22 protein-coding genes and 2 pseudogenes are annotated in these 17,217 nt (G+C 44.7%); 7 read left to right on the top strand and 17 right to left on the bottom strand.

Annotated features, from left to right (window positions below; translation table 11 throughout):
* Window positions 1–38: 38 nt before the first annotated feature.
* A complete protein-coding gene (locus B0H94_RS09110; protein WP_181315336.1) occupies window positions 39–554 on the bottom strand; it encodes a TRAP transporter small permease in 516 nt (171 codons plus the stop codon).
* Window positions 555–964: 410 nt separating this feature from the next.
* Here B0H94_RS09110 and B0H94_RS09105 point away from each other — a divergent pair, with 410 nt between their 5' ends.
* Together B0H94_RS09105 and B0H94_RS09100 are read left to right on the top strand one after the other, a co-directional pair.
* Window positions 965–1,444 carry a divergent PAP2 family protein gene (locus B0H94_RS09105; RefSeq protein ID WP_106588945.1) on the top strand — a complete coding sequence of 160 codons (480 nt, stop codon included), beginning with the start codon at window positions 965–967 and terminating at the stop codon, window positions 1,442–1,444.
* Between the two features lie 22 nt (window positions 1,445–1,466).
* Window positions 1,467–2,273 carry a cobalamin-binding protein gene (locus tag B0H94_RS09100; protein WP_106588944.1) on the top strand — a complete coding sequence of 269 codons (807 nt, stop codon included), beginning with the start codon at window positions 1,467–1,469 and terminating at the stop codon, window positions 2,271–2,273.
* Between the two features lie 4 nt (window positions 2,274–2,277).
* Here B0H94_RS09100 and B0H94_RS09095 read toward each other — a convergent pair whose 3' ends face one another.
* The 4 genes from B0H94_RS09095 to B0H94_RS09085 form a co-directional block, all read right to left on the bottom strand.
* The gene (locus B0H94_RS09095) at window positions 2,278–2,481 is read right to left on the bottom strand and encodes a hypothetical protein (protein ID WP_106588943.1); all 204 of its coding nucleotides are present in this window, start codon (window positions 2,479–2,481) and stop codon (window positions 2,278–2,280) included.
* Between the two features lie 73 nt (window positions 2,482–2,554).
* Entirely contained in the window at window positions 2,555–2,878 is a 324-nt protein-coding gene (locus tag B0H94_RS09090; RefSeq protein ID WP_106588942.1) for a YuiB family protein, read from the bottom strand.
* A 151-nt stretch (window positions 2,879–3,029) separates the two neighbouring features.
* Window positions 3,030–3,182, bottom strand: coding sequence for a YuiA family protein (locus B0H94_RS15185; protein ID WP_181315335.1), 153 nt, complete (start codon window positions 3,180–3,182; stop codon window positions 3,030–3,032).
* A 241-nt stretch (window positions 3,183–3,423) separates the two neighbouring features.
* Window positions 3,424–4,629: an NAD(P)/FAD-dependent oxidoreductase gene (locus B0H94_RS09085; protein ID WP_282432539.1), complete on the bottom strand. Its 1,206-nt coding sequence runs from the start codon at window positions 4,627–4,629 to the stop codon at window positions 3,424–3,426.
* 390 nt (window positions 4,630–5,019) lie between these two features.
* Here B0H94_RS09085 and B0H94_RS09080 point away from each other — a divergent pair, with 390 nt between their 5' ends.
* Window positions 5,020–6,006, top strand: coding sequence for an NAD(P)/FAD-dependent oxidoreductase (locus B0H94_RS09080; protein WP_106588940.1), 987 nt, complete (start codon window positions 5,020–5,022; stop codon window positions 6,004–6,006).
* A gap of 39 nt (window positions 6,007–6,045) precedes the next feature.
* Here B0H94_RS09080 and B0H94_RS09075 read toward each other — a convergent pair whose 3' ends face one another.
* The 5 genes from B0H94_RS09075 to B0H94_RS09055 form a co-directional block, all read right to left on the bottom strand.
* Window positions 6,046–6,396 (bottom strand): HesB/IscA family protein, encoded by a 351-nt coding sequence (locus tag B0H94_RS09075; protein ID WP_106588939.1) that lies wholly within the window; start codon window positions 6,394–6,396, stop codon window positions 6,046–6,048.
* Window positions 6,397–6,473: 77 nt separating this feature from the next.
* Window positions 6,474–6,677, bottom strand: a complete 204-nt coding sequence (locus B0H94_RS09070; RefSeq protein ID WP_106588938.1) for an aspartyl-phosphate phosphatase Spo0E family protein — start codon at window positions 6,675–6,677, stop codon at window positions 6,474–6,476.
* 128 nt (window positions 6,678–6,805) lie between these two features.
* Entirely contained in the window at window positions 6,806–7,663 is an 858-nt protein-coding gene (gene dapF / locus B0H94_RS09065) for a diaminopimelate epimerase (protein WP_106588937.1), read from the bottom strand.
* A gap of 9 nt (window positions 7,664–7,672) precedes the next feature.
* Window positions 7,673–7,912, bottom strand: coding sequence for a hypothetical protein (locus B0H94_RS09060; protein ID WP_106588936.1), 240 nt, complete (start codon window positions 7,910–7,912; stop codon window positions 7,673–7,675).
* A 71-nt stretch (window positions 7,913–7,983) separates the two neighbouring features.
* The gene (locus B0H94_RS09055; protein ID WP_106588935.1) at window positions 7,984–8,220 is read right to left on the bottom strand and encodes a YuzB family protein; all 237 of its coding nucleotides are present in this window, start codon (window positions 8,218–8,220) and stop codon (window positions 7,984–7,986) included.
* Window positions 8,221–8,413: 193 nt separating this feature from the next.
* Here B0H94_RS09055 and B0H94_RS15520 point away from each other — a divergent pair.
* A pseudogene (locus tag B0H94_RS15520) lies at window positions 8,414–8,587 on the top strand (TetR/AcrR family transcriptional regulator); the annotation flags it as partial.
* A gap of 387 nt (window positions 8,588–8,974) precedes the next feature.
* A complete protein-coding gene (locus B0H94_RS09050) occupies window positions 8,975–10,048 on the top strand; it encodes an NAD(P)/FAD-dependent oxidoreductase (RefSeq protein WP_427909944.1) in 1,074 nt (357 codons plus the stop codon).
* Window positions 10,049–10,078: 30 nt separating this feature from the next.
* Here the strand turns inward: B0H94_RS09050 and B0H94_RS09045 are convergent, their stop codons facing one another.
* Window positions 10,079–10,390: a DUF1462 family protein gene (locus tag B0H94_RS09045; protein ID WP_106588933.1), complete on the bottom strand. Its 312-nt coding sequence runs from the start codon at window positions 10,388–10,390 to the stop codon at window positions 10,079–10,081.
* Between the two features lie 94 nt (window positions 10,391–10,484).
* On the opposite strand from B0H94_RS09045, the pseudogene B0H94_RS09040 reads away from it, so the two are divergent.
* A pseudogene (locus B0H94_RS09040) lies at window positions 10,485–10,782 on the top strand (NifU family protein).
* Between the two features lie 114 nt (window positions 10,783–10,896).
* On the opposite strand, the gene thrB reads toward B0H94_RS09040, so the two are convergent.
* The 4 genes from thrB to B0H94_RS09020 form a co-directional block, all read right to left on the bottom strand.
* Window positions 10,897–11,826 (bottom strand): homoserine kinase, encoded by a 930-nt coding sequence (gene thrB / locus B0H94_RS09035; protein ID WP_106588931.1) that lies wholly within the window; start codon window positions 11,824–11,826, stop codon window positions 10,897–10,899.
* Entirely contained in the window at window positions 11,823–12,887 is a 1,065-nt protein-coding gene (gene thrC, locus B0H94_RS09030; protein WP_106588930.1) for a threonine synthase, read from the bottom strand. The genes thrB and thrC overlap by 4 nt, the downstream gene beginning before the upstream one ends.
* Entirely contained in the window at window positions 12,884–14,191 is a 1,308-nt protein-coding gene (locus B0H94_RS09025; protein WP_106588929.1) for a homoserine dehydrogenase, read from the bottom strand. The genes thrC and B0H94_RS09025 overlap by 4 nt, the downstream gene beginning before the upstream one ends.
* 148 nt (window positions 14,192–14,339) lie before the next feature.
* Window positions 14,340–15,329 carry a protein kinase family protein gene (locus tag B0H94_RS09020; RefSeq protein ID WP_106588928.1) on the bottom strand — a complete coding sequence of 330 codons (990 nt, stop codon included), beginning with the start codon at window positions 15,327–15,329 and terminating at the stop codon, window positions 14,340–14,342.
* A 112-nt stretch (window positions 15,330–15,441) separates the two neighbouring features.
* Here B0H94_RS09020 and B0H94_RS09015 point away from each other — a divergent pair, with 112 nt between their 5' ends.
* Entirely contained in the window at window positions 15,442–15,942 is a 501-nt protein-coding gene (locus tag B0H94_RS09015; protein WP_106588927.1) for a phosphatidylglycerophosphatase A family protein, read from the top strand.
* Here B0H94_RS09015 and B0H94_RS09010 read toward each other — a convergent pair.
* Both B0H94_RS09010 and hepT read right to left on the bottom strand, forming a co-directional pair.
* Entirely contained in the window at window positions 15,939–16,706 is a 768-nt protein-coding gene (locus B0H94_RS09010; protein WP_106588926.1) for a TIGR01457 family HAD-type hydrolase, read from the bottom strand. The genes B0H94_RS09015 and B0H94_RS09010 overlap by 4 nt on opposite strands.
* Before the next feature lie 3 nt (window positions 16,707–16,709).
* The gene (gene hepT, locus B0H94_RS09005; protein WP_106588925.1) at window positions 16,710–17,168 is read right to left on the bottom strand and encodes a type VII toxin-antitoxin system HepT family RNase toxin; all 459 of its coding nucleotides are present in this window, start codon (window positions 17,166–17,168) and stop codon (window positions 16,710–16,712) included.
* Between the last annotated feature and the right edge of the window lie 49 nt (window positions 17,169–17,217).

Genomic DNA, 17,217 nt, shown 5'->3' with positions numbered 1-17,217 from the left:
ATGGCAGCCTCTTTCATTACAAAATCGTTGGTCGTTTTTCATTCGCGATCACTTTCTTTCATTTCTGTACCGATATAAATCTCTTTTTCAATAATATTGATCCACATATTTCTTAAAAACTGGAGACCACCAAGCGTTAAACCTACCGGTACAGGCAGTAGAATAATGTAATACGGCAATCGTAATGCGGTTGTCACCCGGTTGGTCGTCTGCTCAAGGTAACCTAGTGAATAGTAAGCAAGTGCAAACAATACCAGCGCTGTTACGAACGGAATAATAATTGATAATGCCTTTTTAACCTTATATGGTGCAATATCAAAAAAAGCTGACATCCGAATATGTCTACCTTTGCGCGCAGCGTAGCTGATCCCCATGAAAGTTGCTAAGTATACAAACGCCTCAGCGAGCTCCGAGGAAAACGGCCAGCTCGTCCCTAAAAACCGCCGGCTCAGCGCATTGCCGGTAACTAAAACGAAAATTGCGATTATTGCGAAACTTAAAATGAATTCTTCGGCTTTCATAAGCCCGTAGTCTAATTTTTTTATGGGGTTCAACCGCTTTTTCCTCCTTCTTATCTACGATGGGACGGATTTACTATATGTTTTCCGCGGGTTAAATTTAGTTTACTAAAATTTTGTGCAGGTTCACAAATCCGACATTTACCGCTATAGCTTGAATATCTACCATCTCCTCCGTTCAGCCGGCTTCTTAAAGATAGAAAATGAAATGAACTAATAAAAGCACCACTTTCCTCTGAATTACTTGAAAATTCTTTTATTAATTCAATATTATGAATTAATTGTACGATTTGATTGAAAACATCATAAAACTTATGATGGTGAAATTGCAAATCATAAGGTATAAGTTAACGTTTTAAATGAAACGAAATGTAAAAGAGGGAAGGATTGAAGCCCTGCAGTATGATATAATAAATTCTCGACTTTTCCGAAAGGGCGTTTTCGTCATGGAGATTTTATATAATTTTCCGCTTATTATTGCTCTGAGTTCAATCTTTATCGCTCAATTTGCAAAGATTCCCATCGTTTTCGTCGCCACTCGTAAACTTGATTTAACTTTAATGACAAGCACCGGTGGGATGCCGAGTTCACATTCCGCAGCTGTTGCAGCTTTAGCTACAGCAATTGGCCTTGAATCCGGATTCAGTTCCAATATGTTTGCCATCGCTTGTGTTTTTGCCGTCATCGTCATGTTTGATGCGACCGGTGTACGCCGGCATGCAGGGTACCATGCAACTGTGATTAACCAGCTCGTCGATGACTTTAACAAGCTTGTCGACGATGTACGAACGTGGCAGCATAAAAAAGAGCGTGAAAAACGCGAGGAACTGGAAGAACTGCTCGGTCATCAGCCGATTGAAGTATTCTTTGGTGCATTGCTCGGCATTTTACTGGCATGGGCAAGCCATTCGTTGTTTATCGTATAGCCGAATGTAAAGGAGGCCGTTGATGCGCATTATTTCATTATGCCCGAGCAATACAGAAATGGTTGCTTACCTTGGGGCTGAAAGAGAACTTGTCGGTATCGATGACTTTTCCGACTGGCCTGAAAGCGTACAAAACCTTCCACGTCTTGGTCCTGATTTGTCGATTGATATGGATGCAGTTGAGTCACTTCAACCTGATTTAATTATCGCTTCACTAAGTGTACCGGGTATGGAAAAAAACATTGAAGAACTTATAAAACGAGACCTTCCGTTTATTACCCTAAACCCTCAAAGTCTAGATGACATTGCCAATGATATGCTTCAACTAGGCGAAAAACTAAACCGCAAAGAAACCGCTCAAAAACAAGCCGAACGCTTTCAAACTTTTATTGAGCATTACCGTATGATTGGAGCAAATGTAGCAAAAAACCGGCTTTACTGGGAATGGTGGCCTAAACCAATTTTCACTCCCGGGGCTACAAACTGGTTAAGTTACATTAGCCGGCTTGCCGGGGGAAAAAATATTTTTGAAGATCAAGAGCAAGCAAGCATTCAAACAACGTGGGAAGACGTCCTCGCCCGCGATCCTGATCACATTTGTCTAGCGTGGGTCGGTGTTGAAACTAAACGGGTACAACCAAAAGTTGTTACAAAGCGTGAAAATGCTGAAAAAGCAAAAGCAGTAACGAATAATCGTATCCACATTTTAGAAGAGCCCCTTTACTGTCGACCTTCCCCACGCCTTCTGCTAGGTTTGAAAAAACTTGCTGCACTGCTGCACCCTGAAACTTTCCCACCTAATGACGAAAAAGATCCCCTGCGCTTATAAAGCGTCAGGGGATCATAACTTCTATGGCTTCCTGCTCTTTTTCACTCAACCCGGATTCTTTTGAAACTGCTTCTTTTACTGGGGTTTCATCTGTGTCACTTATTCCTTCATAAACTTCCACGAGACCAACACCTGTTAAACTGTACCAAGTGCTGAATATTGCAATTGTAAATAAAAATGTAAATACAGTTCGACGTCCTGCTTTCAAAGCTTATCACCTCGAAAACAGCTTTACCTCACACTCATGAATTTATACGTAAGCAGAAAAGACGTTACCATGTTTAAAACATTTGATAACCACGAACACGAAGCATCCGGATCACGATACCCGCCAATACAGCACCGATTAATCCACACGTTAATATTAAAACATCTGCAAGCTGCAAGCCGGCCAAATCTTGCCCAAGTGTTTGAAACGAAGCCGCAGGTGCTGTGAAGTAAGAAAGCAAACCTAAACTATCTACAATCCAAAGAACGAGTAGCGGATAAATGAAAGCCGTTATCCATGTCGAACGCAAAATCATATTTAATAAAAATCCAATACCGAAAAATAAGATTAAAAACAAGATCATTGATAATATCAACTGGGGTAGACTGGTCAACATATAACCCCTTCACCTCCGTATCAATGCTAGTGTACAGAAGGGAGACCTCTGCGTCAATATACTAGAGCGGTTGCGTCACGTAATCTTCAAACAAACCGTACGAACACAAAAAAACCAGGGCATGATTGATCAGCCCTGGCATTGTAATAACTCATGCTTTTTTAGCCTTCGAACGTTCCGCAAATCCTCCCCCGGAACAACTTGGACATGTCTCTGCACCTTCTAGCGGTAACTGTAGATAACCATGTCCCCCGCAGTAAGAACACGCTGACTGATTAAAACTCTTCACTTTCCTTTGTCTCATCTCGGCTCAACTCCTTTAAAATAATCATTGAATTTTCTGATAATATACCAGAGATAAGCAAAGGATAAAAGCAGCATAATCGACGCTCACCCAGCATGAAAGCGGAAACATAAACTTTATGCTCCTTCTTCTTTCACCATTTTCATTGATTCAGTCTATTTTTCATACAAAGAGCCTACAATCTCATTACATAAGAAAACGCCGGGGGAGTTGAACTCGGCCCCGGCGCCAGCTGCAATATTTAGAATGGAGATTTACCTTTTCTTAAGACAAGACGAGCCCCGCCAAGAATCCAAAGGTAACGGTTATCGATCATCTTCTTCATAAAGTTTGCAGAGTTACCATAAAGTTTCTTGTTGCCAACGACACCGATCGCTTCTTTTCCGCCAAGTGAAGCAACTGTACCTTTAATTTCAGGCTGGAAAGATTCTAGCTCTCCGCCTTGAATTAAAGCTTTAATGTTTTTCGCACAAGTCACACCTTGCTGCATTGCAATTTGAGCCGTTGGCGGGTACGGGCGTTCTGTTTCTTCGTTAATAATTAATGAGCAGTCACCAAGAATGAAGACATCCTCATGTTCTGGCGCACGCAAGTCTTCTTCGACCTTAACGCGACCACGCATTGCATCAAACCCGGACTTTTCAATGACTGGGTTGCCGCGCACCCCGGTTGCCCAAACAACCGTGCATGCATCAATTTCTGTGCCGTCTTTTAAGATAACACCAGACTCGTTTACTTCACTAATCGGCATATTAATCTTAAACTCAACACCGCGGTTTTCAAGCAGATTCATCGCATATTCGACAAGCTCTGGATCAAAGCCTGGAAGTGCCGATGGCGCAGCTTCAATAACAAACATTTTTACTCTCTCGCGCGGCACATCATAAGTTTCACAAAGCTCTGGGACACGCTCTGTCAATTCGCCAATAAACTCGATTCCTGTAAATCCGGCACCTGCCACCACAAAGTTTAAGTCTTTGCCCTGCATAGTTTCATCATTGTTGTACTTCGCAAATTGATACTCGATGTGCTCTTTTGTTTCGCGCACGCCATCGACTGTCCATTTATGATAAGCATGCTCATAAACGCCAGGGACACCGAACGTTTCAGATTCCGAGCCAAGCGCTACAACCAGATAATCATATGGAAGTTCCTGACCGCTTGTCGTCTCGACTTTCTTAGCTTCACGATGCACTTGCTCAACCGTATCTTGTACGAGCGTAATTTTGTTTGAATCAAGAATTTCACTTATCTTCATACGCGTTTTTTCCGGTTCTAGTGTACCGGCAGCTGGTTCGTGCAGCCATGTCGTTTGGTAATGATAATCGTGCTTATTGACCAATGTCACATTGGCCATGTTTGCACCAAGTTCTTTCTGCAAGTTCAAAGCCGTAACCATACCGCCGTAGCCGGCCCCTAAAATGACAACATTTGGTTTACGTTCCACGTTGATCCCACCTATTTCTTTGAAAATTTCTTCACCTTAGCCCTGCATCCTCACCCATAGTCACATGTGATTGATTTCACGTAATGGTCCAAAATAAAAAGAACACGACGCTCGCAATTGCTGCGGACGTTCATATTTCGTTTGCTTCGCTGAATTACAACAGATGAATGTCGTTAAATGGTCACAAATCACATAATATATCTTAATTTTTTTCAGCGTAAATTTCAACCTTTTTTCTGATTTCGACATGGGTTCAGTTCCGACGTTGTAACTTGAAAGGGTTTACAGTCGACTTTTTTAGGCACGACGCTTTTATTCACGGTTCGGATTTCTTATAATTGATAGGGATGACGAAAAGTGATTTGATGATGATAGAGGAGGCACATTGTTATGAGCAATGAACAAGTGACAGATATTACAATTATTGGCGGCGGCCCAACAGGGCTTTTTACTGCATTTTACGGAGGTATGCGTCAAGCGAGTGTGAAAATTATTGAAAGCATGCCGCAGCTCGGCGGCCAGCTTGCTGCACTATACCCTGAAAAGTATATTTATGATGTTGCTGGCTTTCCGAAAGTAAAAGCTCAAGAGTTGGTCGATCAACTCGTCGAGCAAATGGAACCTTTTGAGCCAGAGGTCGCTCTCGAGCAGACCGTTCAAGATGTGGAACGCTTAGAAGATGAGACATTTAAGATCACAACGAATCAAGAAGTTCATTATACGCGCACGATTATTATTACCGCTGGGGTCGGAGCGTTTCAACCGAAAAGGCTTTCCCTTGAAGGTGCTGACGCATATGAAGAAGGAAACCTCCACTATTTCATTAAAGACTTGGAACAGTTTCACGGCAAAAACGTCTTAATCTGTGGCGGCGGTGACTCTGCTGTTGATTGGGCAAATATGCTGAAAGACCATGCAGATGTGACAGTTATGCACCGGCGTGATAAGTTCCGTGCACATGAGCACAGTGTCGAAGAAATGCGCAATTCAAATATCAACATTCTTACGCCGTATGAAATCAACGACTTGAAAGGCAGCGGCAACACGATTGAGCAAGTCATTATTAAAGAAAGTAAAGGTGAAGCCACCAAAGCCGTCGATGTTGATGAGCTGATCGTCAATTATGGTTTCATGACTTCTCTTGGACCGATTAAAGAATGGGGATTAGATATTGAACGTAATTCGATTCAAGTAAACACCCGAATGGAAACGAACATCCCGGGCATTTATGCTGCAGGCGACGTTACAACTTATGACGGGAAAGTTAAACTGATTGCTACAGGTTTTGGCGAAGGTCCAACTGCTGTTAACAACGCCAAAGCTTACATTGACCCTGATGCAAAAGTGCAGCCGGGCCACAGTTCACACATGTTTTAACGCAAAAACGGGGCTGCCCCAAAAGGACAGCCCCGTTTTTTAACAATCTTCCGGCGTTCCGGCTCTTGTTGCTGTTTTAAATGATGTGCCGCACCCGCAGGTTGCAACCGCGTTTGGGTTTTCAATCGTAAACCCGCCGCCCATCATATTTTCTTTGTAGTCAATTTCCACACCTTCAAGCACACCAGCACTTTCTTTATCCACTACGATAGGAAGACCATGAATCTCAAGCTCTTGATCCTCTTCTGTCACTTCATTATCAAAGCCCATCCCATAAGAAAGTCCTGTGCAGCCGCCACCTTTTACACCGATCCGGAGCTTCATATCCGCAGACTCATCTTCACGCATTTGCTGAATCGCTCTTGCCGCTGCTTCGCTGATATTAATCATTTTCATACCTCCTGATCGAGATTAAACGGAATCTTTGTCCCGTTCAGTTATAGTGTAATTTGCCTGCCTCAATATAATCAAGCCATACAATCTGCTTGGAACATAGGGCATTTTCTGTCTGACTTTTTCTCTTCTAACAAGTTATTATGTTGAAGGTCTACCATCTGGCTGTAATAGATCACTTCCGGATGATGAAACCCGTGCGCGGCGGCAGCCTTCATCATTTTGTTTCGGAACTCCTCGAGCAGGCGTTCGCTGTCAGTTTCCCGCCGAGAATTCATGTGCGCATGCCCCTTTCCATAAACGTTAACCTTTTTTCTCTTTGATATATGATCTTTATATTTTAATTTTACATGAATTAACCGTTGACTTCAAACGACACTTTCCATTTTAATCCACCGATGATACTTTACAAATAATACGCTCCTGTACAAATGAGCTCGGCCGGGCCGCGCATCCATACATGCCTGTCCATTTCGTTCCAACGAATATGCAGATCCCCACCAGGCAAGTGTACAGTTACTTCTTCATCAAACGAAGCCTGCTTATTCAACACAGCGGCAACAACTGCTGCACATGCCCCTGTCCCGCAAGCTTGTGTCACACCAGATCCACGTTCCCACACTTTAAAGTTCATTTCTTGCGGTGTAATCATCTCAATATATTCAACATTCACCCTGTCCGGGAAAAATGAGGCGCACTCAAGCTTAGGGCCGTCCTCAACGACCGGGGCTTGTGCAATATCATCAACAAAAATGACGGCGTGCGGATTCCCCATCCCGACAGCTGTAAATGGTTCATCTACAGGAGATGTCTGTACGCTTTTATTGACGTGCTGTTCATCTGCTGGCCCGCCGGCTGTTAACGGGATTTCCTGGCGATTCAGCTTCGGCTTGCCCATATCCACAGTAACCTCGTGCACCATGCCTTGTTCATCCGGATGCACAAACGCTGTTACGATGCCGCCGTTGGTCTCAACTGTAAACGACGTTTCGAGCACCCGTTTTTTCTCATACGCGAGCTTTGCACTGGCACGAACACCATTGCCACAATTCATAGCTTCTGACCCATCAGCATTAAAAATCCGCATCCGTACATCTGCCGCTTCTGAAGGTCCAACTAAAATTAAACCGTCTGAGCCAATGCCGGTGTCCGGGTTAGCTACTGCCACAGCAAGCTCCGACAAACTTTTGTTCTCGAGCGATTCTGAAAATAAATCAACAAAAATATAGCTGTTGCCAAGGCCGTGTAATTTTGTAAACTGCATTTTACTTCCTCACTTTCGTAACGGCTCATTTGTCCAAAGATAATCATCATCCGCATGAAGGATCGTTAACGTTGCATGGCAGCACGGTAGATTTAAGGAGGTTTTCACCCCTTCAAAAGCCGCTTTTAACGAGTGCGGCTTTAAATGAGTTAGCACTTGTTCTCTTCCACACTTTGGGCACGTATCAAAATATATGTCCTCCATCACCCGTTCGTACGGCCAGGTGTGTTGAAATGGAATAACATCCATTTAGCTTATCCCTCCCCTTGCAAAATCACTTATACACAGGGAGCTGCCTGTAACAGACAGCTCCCTGCAGCTTAAAACATTTCGTTTTCTTCAATAAACTCGTATATATTGGCAAGCAGTTCATCATTTGTTTCTCCGGTTACAACTTCCCCGTTTACAAGCGCATAGGCAGAAGCTGCACATTGACCGCAGTTGCCGAGGCACCCATACTCAACAACATCAACACCTGGGTCTTTCTCCAATGCTTCTAACACGGGGTGGGTGCCGCCGGCTAAATTCGTCATACAGAATTCAATAATTGGAAACAACGCGGTCACCTCTCCTTTATAAACTTCTAATTGCGTCTCTATATTACCGGCTCAAGCGATTTATGACAAGTATAAAACTTGTGCAAACGTTTTCGTTTTATGTTGTCACAACACGATTCGGCGGGTATAATAAAATTGACCGCAGTCAGTAAAGTTGAATGGATCTGCTGGCGATTGGAGCGATCGAGAAACAATGAACGTTAAACCAACAAATAAACGTACGGCGACAAAGGAGCGAATTTTACATACGGCATCTGCTCTTTTTTTAGCCCGGGGCTTTGATGAAACGACCGTTCAAGAAATTACAATCCAAGCCGGAGTAGCTAAAGGAACGTTTTTCACCCATTTCCCTTCAAAAGAGGATCTGCTGACTGAAATTGCCCGGCAAGAGATCGCCTTCATCCCAGAACATGCTGAGGTATTAGATGCAAAAGATCCGGCAGCTGCATTAACTGCCGATATTTATCATTTGCTTCATGCATTTTCGGAACAGCCGGCCTTTTACCGTAAAATGTGGCTTGAGGCCGCTTTACACGAACCGGCATTATTTGAGCGCTGGCAGCAGCTGTTGCGGCAATTATGTCCGCAACTTTCAGATAATGAGCTTCAATCCTATACGCATATTGTAAACAGCCAATTTCATTACATTCTCGCTTCAGCGAAGCATACGGGCCGCGAAGAAGTATATCAAGCCCTTTATCCACTGCTTCACCACAGTTTGTATTCAATTTCGGAGAGAAGGAGTTATCCATTTATGCAACGTTTAGTTATTTTAGGCGGCGGCTATGGCGGTATGAAAATTATGCAGGAATTACTGCCTAAAGACCTGCCGGATGATGTGGAAATTTACCTTGTTGATAGACTCCCTTACCATTGCTTAAAAACAGAATACTATGCGCTTGCTGCAGGTACAGAATCAGACCAGGAAGTGCGCGTCCCATTTCCAGAGCATGAACAGCTCCACTACTACTTCGGTAACGTGACTTCAATTGATGAAGAAAACCAGCAAATTCATTTTGATAATAAAGAACCGTTATCTTTTGATAAGCTCGTGATCGGCCTTGGTTCTGTGGATAAGTATCACGGGGTACCTGGTGCTGAAGAACATACATACAGCATTCAAAGTATGGAAAAAACGCGTCGTACATGTGAAGCATTAAACAACCTGCCACCGCACTCACACGTGTCTATTGTCGGTGCAGGCCTTTCCGGCGTAGAGCTTGCAAGTGAGCTTCGTGAAAGCCGCACAGATTTAACCATTCACTTATTCGACCGGGGCGACACCATACTTCCAATGTTTCCGAAACGCTTGAGCAACTATGTGCATAACTGGTTTGAGAAAAATGATGTGGATGTTGTTAGCAACTCCAACATTACCAAGGTTGAAGCAGACGGCTTGTACAATCACGATCAATGGTTCCCATCAGACGCAACGATTTGGACGGCTGGGATTCAACCGAACCAAATTGTCCAGAATTTGAACGCGGAAGAAGACGACTCCGGCCGGATTATCTTAACAAAACACCACCACCTGCAACATAACGAAGATATTTTTGTGGTTGGTGATTGCGCAAGTCTACCGCATGCACCAAGTGCTCAACTTGCAGAATCCCAAGGTGAACAGATCGTTACCATTTTAAAAAAGCAGTGGAATCATGAAGAACTTCCTGACGAAATGCCAAAAATGAAGCTTAAAGGTGTGCTCGGCTCACTCGGTAAAAAGCATGGCTTCGGTATGATGGGAGAAAAAGCAGCGGTGACAGGGCGCGTTGCGCGCTTACTCAAGAGTGGCGTCCTCTGGATGTATAAATATCACTCTGGTGTCTAAAAATCAATCCAAAGAAGCGGCTGCAGCTTTTTACAAGCATTCAGCCGCTTCTTTAATTTTTTGCCGAAGCACTTTCAAACGGGGGTCACCTTCGGAGACAACCTCACCCTGCACTGTGACAAGAGGATACAACCATTCACCTTCAAGAATGCGGGTGCTCATCGCTTCTTCTTCTAATGGTGGATCCTCAATATCAATATAATGAAAAACAAGCGGCAGTTTCGGAAAGCTTCGTGTTAATGCTGCTTCAAGCCAAGCTTTTGTTTCCGGTGCTGAAGGAACGTGCAGACAGCTCGGACACTTTCTTTCTGCCCCGTAAACTTTCAATGCAATATGCGACATATCCTATACCTCCCTACATTTTCATTTTACTTCACAAGCTGTATATTTGCAGAGGTGTTCGGTTATCTTTTAAAATAAGAATATCCGGTAACGGATAGATTTTTTCTCTTATAGCTATTATAATGGAGAATAAAGAAAGGGGAGGTTTACTCATGACAGAAGCAACTGACATGTCCGCCCAGGTCCAGGAAGTTCTAGATAAACTACGCCCGTTCTTGCTGCGCGACGGCGGGGACGTTGAACTTGTTGATATCGAAGACGGTATCGTAAAAGTCCGTTTGATGGGGGCTTGCGGCTCTTGCCCATCATCCACCATCACTTTGAAAGCAGGCATCGAGCGTGCCTTGATTGAAGAAGTCCCTGGTGTTGTAGAAATCGAACAAGTATTTTAATGATATGCGTCACTCTTGGGTCTGTCTCCGCGCGAGGCAGATCTTTTTTTCGTTATAAGGCATTTTACTAAAAGTTGGAGCCCTCTGCATTTATAACAGAGAGCTCCAATACTATTATAAGGCTGCGTTTACCTGCTCGGACTCCTTAAAGGTGTATACTTGGACGCCTCGCGGAGCCGGTTGGGCAAGCTGTACATCAAAATGCGGATAATCTGCTGCAAGGGCTTCGCGGATGCGCTCACCTTCACCTTTAGGAACAAAGCAGAGCACCGTTGGGCCAGCACCGCTTAACGCCGCACCGTAAGCGCCGTATTCATTCATGCCTTTCAGCATCTCTGTCAACCCAGGCAGCAGTTCTGCCCGGTATGGATGATGAAAAACGTCACGGCGCATCATGCGTCCGGCTAACTCCCAGTCGCCACTCATAATTGCGGCGACGAGGACATTACTGATCGAGCTGCCTTTAATCGCTTGGTGATATTCAAGCTGACGCGGTAGGATGCCGCGCGCTTCTTTTGTCATTAAACGCTCATCTGGAACGAGCATGACCATCTCCACATCCGGTACACCTAGATGGACGATGTCCGTTGCATCCGGTGAATGCGTACCGACAATTAAACCGCCGAACAAGCACGGTCCAACATTATCAGGGTGACCTTCCCAAAGACTTGCAAAGCGCATTTTATCATCTTGTGAGAGTTCAGTACCCATAAGTTGATCTGCTAATTCAATCGCCGCGATGGTAGCAGCTGCACTGCTTCCAAGCCCGCGAGCAAGCGGGATATCACTTGACATATGCACGTGGCATGGAGGTAAATCGCGATTCATTTTTTTTGCGATGTGTGCTGCAATTTCGAAAATGACATTATTTTTTCCTTCAGGTACACCTTCAAGCACCGGTGAGGAGGTTGTAAACGACCACTCCGCTGCCTGTGTGACGTCAAGCGTTAAATAACGATCGACCGCGAGTCCAATGGAATCAAAACCTGGTCCAAGATTTGCAGAGCTGGCCGGGACACTAATTCTTAATGCTTGAGCCTTCATAGCTGCACGCCTCCTTTTAATTCCTGCAGTAAGCGTTCTTTTTCATTTGGAATGCGTTTAGGTTTCAGTTCAACAGCATCAATCGCCGTGCTAGGATCCTTCAAACCATTACCGGTAAGTACAGCTGCCACTTTTGACCCTTTTGGTATGAGCCCGCTTGCCACCTGTTTTTTCAAGCCGGCAATAGAAGCGCAGGACGCTGGTTCGGCAAACACGCCTTCTTTCGTTGCGAGCTCCCGGTAAGCTTCTAAAATTTCATCGTCGGTTACGTAATCAATCGCACCACCCGAGCGTTTTGCTGCATCTACAGCCATTCCCCAGCTTGCAGGATTACCGATACGGATAGCCGTCGCAACTGTTTCTGGTGATTCAATCACTTGATTTTGGACAATTGCCGCTGCTCCTTCAGCTTCAAATCCACGCATTTGCGGAAGCTGTGTTCCGTATTTCTCGCTGTATTCTTCAAACCCTTTCCAATAAGCAGAAATGTTCCCTGCATTACCTACGGGAATCGAAAGTACATCTGGTGCATCACCAAGGGCATCGCAAATTTCAAAGGCTGCGGTTTTCTGCCCTTCAATCCTGTAAGGGTTCACGGAGTTTACGAGCGTTACCGGCTCAGTTTCACTAATCTCTCGTACCATTTCAAGCGCCTCATCAAAGTTCCCTTCGATCTCAAACACTTCTGCGCCGTACATGACAGCTTGGGCAAGCTTACCGAGTGCGATTTTACCTTCTGGAATGACAACGATTGTACGAAGACCGGCACGGGCGCCATAAGCTGCAGCTGCAGCGGAAGTATTACCTGTAGAAGCACAAATAATCGCTTCTGAACCCTCTTCAACTGCTTTAGCTACCGCCATAACCATCCCCCGGTCTTTGAAAGATCCTGTCGGGTTTGTACCTTCTGTTTTAACGTGCACCTCCACACCAAGCTCTTCAGACAAACGTTCAAGCGGGATTAAGGGTGTATTACCTTCATTTAAGGATAACCGCGGTGTATTTTCACCTACAGGAAGTTCGTTTGTGTAAGTTTTTAACAATCCTTGCCATTGACTCATGCGGTTTGTCCTCCTTCAACCCGGTAATTGCTCTTTAATTCTTTAACCGATGCTAGGTTATTAAGCTCCTGACAAAGGGCTTCATAAGCCGCACCGTTTGTCTCATGTGTAATAAGCACAATCTCTGCTTTGCCGTTACCGTTCGCTTCAACAGGTACTTGGAGAATTTTCTCGAAACTGATACCTTCTTCAGCAAACTTTTGGGTGATCGATTCGAAAACGCCCGTTTCATCAGCGACATGCAGCCGAAGATAATACTTCGATGTAATCGCACTTTTTGGCTTTAACTGTTTTTGATGCTGCGCTGCAACGTTATCATGCCCAGAAACCCCAAGACGTACATTTTTGATAACGGTAATGAGATCAGAGACGACGGCCGTTGCTGTCGGAAGCGAACCAGCGCCAGGTCCGTAAAACATCGTTTCTCCCACTGCTTCACCGTGCACATAAACCGCATTATATTCGTTCTTCACAGCAGCAAGCGGATGATCCGCAGGGACAAACAACGGTTCGACTGAGATATGCACCCCATCTGCTCCCCGCTCAGCTAGTCCGATCAATTTCAACGTATAGCCCAGGCGGTCTGCATACGTCATATCTTCGAGCGTAACGTTACGGATGCCAGCTGTATCAACATCCTCCAAATCAATATTCATTGAGAAGCCAAGTGTGCCTAAAATCGCCATTTTACGAGCAGCATCAAGACCGTCAACATCTGCCGCTGGATCACTCTCTGCAAACCCAAGATCCTGTGCTTCTTTTAAAACGTCTTCGTACGTACGTCCTTCATCTTTCATCTTACTTAAAATAAAGTTTGTCGTACCGTTTACAATGCCCATCATTTTCGTAATCCGATCAGAGGAGAGACCGCTTTTTAAACCACTCAAAATCGGGATACCACCGGCCACACTTGCTTCGTAATATAAATCACAGTCATTCGCTGCAGCAGCTTCGTGCAATTCTGTGCCATGCAGCGCCAACAAATCTTTATTCGCAGTTACTACGTGCTTACCGTTTTTAAACGCTTCTTTCATAACTTCCAATGTATGATCAATTCCGCCCATCACTTCAATCACGATATCTACATCATCTGCAGTTACGACCTCTTCATAACTTTCAGTGAGCGTTACGCCTTCAAGCTCTGCGCCTCGCTCTTTATTTATATCACTGACAAGCACCCGGGTCACCTCTACATTAGACCCTGTTTGGTGCTGCAGCTCACTTTGATGTTCATTAACCAGCTGAACGACACCGGTTCCGACGGTGCCAAGCCCTAATATGCCTAAACGGATGCTTTCTGCCATGATACTCCACTCCTTCAGCCGTTTCGCTCACACCGGCTGCTTGCTTTTTTTCTTTATGTTTACCTGGAGTAAACAAAAGTCTCTTTATAATGGACATTATAGAGTCTTTCAGCTGAATTTACAAGGTTTCAAGAAAAATTCGCGCAACTCATACAAACCAGCTTCCGCGCAGGTGTGGCGCTAATGCTTTTGTTATTTCAGATAAACTACGCATATAACTTTGTTCATCCAACCATAACGCCTGCAGCTCTTGCCTATAAAATTCATCTGCTTCAGCCGTTTCATTTTCATAAAAATCTTCAACCACTTCAAAAAATTGAAGCGGAAATAAGAGCCTCGCCGTTACTGCGGCACCCTCTACTGAAGTAAGTGGCAATTGTTTGTGATATGAATACAAAAAATTCAACCCTTCTTTGACCGTATCAGTTCGACAGCATGAGCGTAACCGCTCGCCGATATCCCTCGTACGATGATCGAAAATAAAATCAGCCGGAAGTTTTGCTGGAGGGCGAATTGTATCAACCATTCGCCACGTGTCTATTGTGTAGGATTTATGAGTCAAAGTTAAATTAAACGCCTGATCCGGGGACTGCTTCATACACTCATCAATTAACTGCACTGCGGTTTCTGTCCGGCCCAGATAATAAGGAAAAGTCTGCATAAACTGCTGATCAAGCGCGCTTGATCCCGGCTGAGACTGTATTTGTTGATACCAGCGCTCAAGCTGCTGAAGACGATGCAGCCAATAGACAGGCCATTGCCGCCATCCAACACTTAAGTGTTCGCTCATGTTCAACCTGCCGTTCTCATGAACTTTTGCCAGATCCGAGGCTTCAGATAAAGGGACATGAGCGTTTCGGAAGCTTTGCTCCGGAAACTTAAACATCCAGCTGTATCTCCCATCAACCCACGCAGCATCTGCCCCGGCTATCGTCGTCTGCAGCTGAGCAACATTTAAAACCCCCGCTCGTTCTGCACCTTTAGCTGCCATAACTTGTGCCTCACGCATCTCTTGTGATTCAGGCGCTTTCCGTAAAAGATAAAACTCCCCGGACCGTTCAAGCACAAGATCTTCTTGGATCATATAAACGTTGTCTGCTTCAATACCGTAAGCCGTCAACACATCGCTTAATAACATAAGCTCACCTCATTGATAACAGTTGTATCTTTCATCTATATGCATGAGCATAGCTGGGACAAACCTGCATACACTAAGACACAATGTCATTACGACAAAAGGAGGAGCCTTAATGGCAGAGGAACAAAACACACCGCTTGCCGAAGCCGCTTATACATGGATGCAAAAACGCGGGGTGAATATTGATGATATTAGCCAGCTTGTCTATGACCTACAGCAGTCATATATTCAAGACTTATCAATGGAAACGTGCCGTCACAGCGTTCAACGCGTCCTCCATAAACGCGAAGTGCAGCACGCTGTTTTAACAGGGATTCAGCTGGATTTAATTGCTGAAAATGGGGATATGATTGAGGAGCTTCAGCCGATTGTAGACAAAGATGAAGGCTTATACGGGGTCGATGAAATCATTGCACTTGCGATTGTAAATATTTACGGATCCATCGGTTTGACGAACTACGGTTATCTCGACAAGGTGAAACCAGGCATTTTGCAAACGTTAAATGAAAAAAGCGCCAAGCAATGCCACACCTTTCTAGATGACATTACCGGCGCAATTGCAGCGGCTGCTTCAAGCCGGATCGCACATGATTATGGTTCTTCAAGAGATTAAGATTTTAATTGCCAATGACTTAAATCTGAAAGCTCATACGTTGGCTGCTCCGGCTTAAGAGACACTTCATCGCGGGTACTCACGCCAGAATAGACGAGCAGCGTGTCCAAGCCGGCACGCATACCGGCTAAAATATCTGTGTCGTAATTATCCCCAACCATTAGTGTTGCATCAGCTTCAAACGCAAATGCATTCAACGCTGCATGCATGATCGAAGGCTCCGGTTTACCAATTACCACCGGCTTTTGATTGCTTGCAACCGCCACTGTGCTTACAAGTGCACCATTACCCGGTTTTAAACCGTCTTCAGCCGGCAGCGCCCGATCAGTATTTGTAGCTACAAATAAGGAACCTTCATCAACGGCCCGCGCTGCCTGCTGAATCTTTTCATAAGTGATGCCACGGTCCATCCCACAAATCACAGCTTCTGGTTGAGTACCCGTTATTTCCAGACCTTTTGCAGTTAACGCTTCTTTTAAACCTTCCTCACCTATTAAATGCACACGTTGAATTCCATGTTCCTGTACATAAGCTGCAGAAGCTAAGCTGCTCGTCATAATTTGTGATGGACGCACATCTAGACCAAAGCCGTTTAATTTTTCTGCGACCGCTTCCGGCGTTTTTGTTGAATTGTTCGTTACAAAACCGCACGGAATGCCGCGCGCCTGCAGTTCATTAATTAAATAAATCGCTGCGTGAATGGGTTCAGTCCCACGGTAAACCGTCCCGTCTAGATCAAATATATATGCTGCATACTGTTCCATTAGTTAACCCCTGCTTTCTTTGTCTTTTGGCAGAAAAGCAGATACTGGACCCAATTCATGCTCGAGATAGCTGCGCACCCGCTCTGGAAATGCCCGTAATGCTTTTTCATTCGTCGTTACAACGTCTTTCAACTGGTTATGATCAACGGACGTATAATGATGTACAAGCGCTTTCCGCCACCTGACAAGTGCTGTTAGCTGCGCCGCTTCCTCTGAAGAAACAACTGCCTCGTCCCGCAAAATTTCTACGATATCCTCATAACTTCCTGGGTCACGCATAATAAAGCCATCAATCATTTGATTCCCAACATCAATGATGCACTCAATCGCAATATGTACAGCTCTTTCTAGCGCCAATGCTTCTTTCATTTCGCTTACATTTTCAATTTGTCCACATGCTTCAGTAATTGACACTGTATGTTCCAATGTCGTTTCAATCACTTCTCGGTCCACAAAGTACATCGTCTTCACCTCTTTGCAGCTCGTTTTTTTCCATTGTACCATAGTTACC

This window comes from Salsuginibacillus halophilus, assembly GCF_003014715.1.
Classification (GTDB): domain Bacteria; phylum Bacillota; class Bacilli; order Bacillales; family Marinococcaceae; genus Salsuginibacillus; species Salsuginibacillus halophilus.
The sequence above is the reverse complement of the archived record's forward strand: the minus strand, read 5'-3'. Positions and strand labels throughout refer to the sequence as shown.

Bases quoted from the DNA above. Each gene is read 5' to 3' on its own strand.
- B0H94_RS09105 (WP_106588945.1), top strand. From the start codon at position 965: ATGGAGATTTTATATAATTTTCCGCTTATTATTGCTCTGAGTTCAATC.
- B0H94_RS09100 (WP_106588944.1), top strand. From the start codon at position 1,467: ATGCGCATTATTTCATTATGCCCGAGCAATACAGAAATGGTTGCTTAC.
- B0H94_RS09090 (WP_106588942.1), bottom strand. From the start codon at position 2,878: ATGTTGACCAGTCTACCCCAGTTGATATTATCAATGATCTTGTTTTTA.
- B0H94_RS15185 (WP_181315335.1), bottom strand. From the start codon at position 3,182: ATGAGACAAAGGAAAGTGAAGAGTTTTAATCAGTCAGCGTGTTCTTAC.
- B0H94_RS09080 (WP_106588940.1), top strand. From the start codon at position 5,020: ATGAGCAATGAACAAGTGACAGATATTACAATTATTGGCGGCGGCCCA.
- B0H94_RS09075 (WP_106588939.1), bottom strand. From the start codon at position 6,396: ATGATTAATATCAGCGAAGCAGCGGCAAGAGCGATTCAGCAAATGCGT.
- B0H94_RS09070 (WP_106588938.1), bottom strand. From the start codon at position 6,677: ATGAATTCTCGGCGGGAAACTGACAGCGAACGCCTGCTCGAGGAGTTC.
- dapF (WP_106588937.1), bottom strand. From the start codon at position 7,663: ATGCAGTTTACAAAATTACACGGCCTTGGCAACAGCTATATTTTTGTT.
- B0H94_RS09060 (WP_106588936.1), bottom strand. From the start codon at position 7,912: ATGGATGTTATTCCATTTCAACACACCTGGCCGTACGAACGGGTGATG.
- B0H94_RS09050 (WP_427909944.1), top strand. From the start codon at position 8,975: ATGCAACGTTTAGTTATTTTAGGCGGCGGCTATGGCGGTATGAAAATT.
- B0H94_RS09045 (WP_106588933.1), bottom strand. From the start codon at position 10,390: ATGTCGCATATTGCATTGAAAGTTTACGGGGCAGAAAGAAAGTGTCCG.
- thrB (WP_106588931.1), bottom strand. From the start codon at position 11,826: ATGAAGGCTCAAGCATTAAGAATTAGTGTCCCGGCCAGCTCTGCAAAT.
- thrC (WP_106588930.1), bottom strand. From the start codon at position 12,887: ATGAGTCAATGGCAAGGATTGTTAAAAACTTACACAAACGAACTTCCT.
- B0H94_RS09025 (WP_106588929.1), bottom strand. From the start codon at position 14,191: ATGGCAGAAAGCATCCGTTTAGGCATATTAGGGCTTGGCACCGTCGGA.
- B0H94_RS09020 (WP_106588928.1), bottom strand. From the start codon at position 15,329: ATGTTATTAAGCGATGTGTTGACGGCTTACGGTATTGAAGCAGACAAC.
- B0H94_RS09015 (WP_106588927.1), top strand. From the start codon at position 15,442: ATGGCAGAGGAACAAAACACACCGCTTGCCGAAGCCGCTTATACATGG.
- B0H94_RS09010 (WP_106588926.1), bottom strand. From the start codon at position 16,706: ATGGAACAGTATGCAGCATATATATTTGATCTAGACGGGACGGTTTAC.
- hepT (WP_106588925.1), bottom strand. From the start codon at position 17,168: ATGTACTTTGTGGACCGAGAAGTGATTGAAACGACATTGGAACATACA.